At 51.1% G+C, this 1,749-nt stretch carries 2 protein-coding genes; both read right to left on the reverse strand.

Annotated features, from left to right (window positions below; all coding sequences use genetic code 11):
• Positions 1 to 208: 208 nt before the first annotated feature.
• Positions 209 to 1,156, reverse strand: a complete 948-nt coding sequence (locus tag C9F12_RS22150; RefSeq protein ID WP_108450235.1) for a tetratricopeptide repeat protein — start codon at positions 1,154 to 1,156, stop codon at positions 209 to 211.
• 411 nt (positions 1,157 to 1,567) lie between these two features.
• Positions 1,568 to 1,749 (reverse strand): hypothetical protein (locus tag C9F12_RS22850; RefSeq protein WP_205254756.1); only part of this gene is annotated, 182 nt, incomplete at its 5' end.

A 1,749-nucleotide genomic window follows, 5' to 3' on the forward strand; every position in this document is an offset into this window, starting at 1 on the left:
ATTGCCATAGCGACAGCGGTTGACCCAGTCTTCGACGCCGGCCACAAGACGAGAGAGCTTAAGATGTCTATAGGTGATGGGAAGAAATAGCTATAGATCCGAAGGCTAGCCTTTTTGCTCGAATTCAAGTGCTTGAGATTGGGATAGAAAGCCAGCCTTGCGATCGGATTGGGCCAGGAAGTGGTTGGCGATCGCCTAGGACGCTACCTCACCGATAGCTGCCATCCGATTGGTGTTCCAGGCCGTAGTAGCTTGGGAAAAATGTACGATTTTCTTCCTGCCAGGCTCGCGACAGGGCGATGGCTTGCTGGACCTGCTCCGGTGTCATTTGTGCTTCCAGGCGTTTCTTGTCGGGGACGCCGGCTGTGCCTTGGAGGTCGAAATACTTGTAGGCTTGTACCAGGTCCACCTCGGTGCCGATGCCCTCTTCGTAGTACACTGCAAGGCCGCCATGACTAATACTTCCATCGAATGGCATATTTTCGGCACGCTTTAACCACTCGAATGCTGTTCGTTCATCCTTGGGCACGCCGAGGCCTTTACGATAGATGGCGGCAAGCTGTGAGGCTGATTCGGCGTCGCCCTGTTCGGCGGCGCGGGTGAACCAGATTCTCGCCTGCTGGATATCTTTCTCCACCAGTCCGCGAGGGTCGGAACCTCGGTAGGCGAAGCCCAGTCTTTTCTGGGAGAGGATATAGCCCTTTTCCGCGCTTGCCTGGAGATAGGCCTGCGCCAAGGGTTTACTGATTCGGGTGCCGATGCCCTCGTAGTAGACGGTGAAAAGAGAATGACCCGCGTCGATCACTCCCAATCGCCATGCTTCTTGAAGCAGTCGTATACCTTCACTTGTATCTGGTTCTCGCTCGAATCCCGTGATATGGCCGAACTGGATAAGCCCTAGCAGAAATGTGGATTCGCCATCACTAGCTTTAGCTTTATTTGTAAGGTCTTCTACTGTGATACCTTCAAAGCTGTCCCAAAGAGGGCTATTGTCGGTGGAGTTTGCGATAAAGTATGGAGACGCTTCCATCGCTATGGTAGAAGTGCTGTGTCCTCTAGTGGTGCTGAAAGGGGATGTGCCGTCACAACCTGTTAGAAGGAAGAAGTAGATTAGTATAAAGGCTGGTATGTCAAGTATCTTTCTATTCCTGTCCATGGTCAGATGCTCATCCTGAATATATCAGCTTTAGTGTCTGATGAAGTGTCTGAAGAAACGAAGCTGACGGAAATTTTCAGTGGTTTGAGAGGCTTGTTACTACGTAAAAAAACTTCTCTTTTAATGGCGTGGTATTCGCTGATCCTTGGAACTTTTCCAAGAAGTTGCGCTTCCAAGCCAAGGCTTCATAAGGAAGTCGCTGTCCCTGGTGATTGCCATAGCGACAGCGGTTGACCCAGTTTTCGACGCCGGCAACAAGAGGAGAGAGCTTAAGATATTTACAGGTGATGGGAAGAAATAGCCATAGATCCGACCGCTAGCCTTGTTGCTCGAATTCAAGTGCTCGAGATTGAGGTCGAAAGCCAGCATTGTATAGTGATTCCTCAAGAAAGAAATCACGTGTTTGTTGCATTATTTGAAACTCCCGTCCGGTTGGTATTCCAGTCCGTAGTAGCTCGGTACAAAGATGCCATGCTCCTCCTGCCAGGCTCTAGAGAGCTCGATGGCTTGCCGTATTTGATCCGGCGTCATCTGCTCGGCAAGCCGTCGTTTATCAGGCGCTCCGGCAGGGTCCCGGAGGTCATAGTACTTGT

The sequence above is a fragment of the Halomonas sp. BN3-1 genome, from assembly GCF_003056325.1.
Classification (GTDB): domain Bacteria; phylum Pseudomonadota; class Gammaproteobacteria; order Pseudomonadales; family Halomonadaceae; genus Halomonas; species Halomonas litopenaei.

Excerpts from the sequence above, each read along its gene's own strand:
- C9F12_RS22150 (WP_108450235.1), bottom strand. The coding sequence starts at position 1,156 with ATGGACAGGAATAGAAAGATACTTGACATACCAGCCTTTATACTAATC.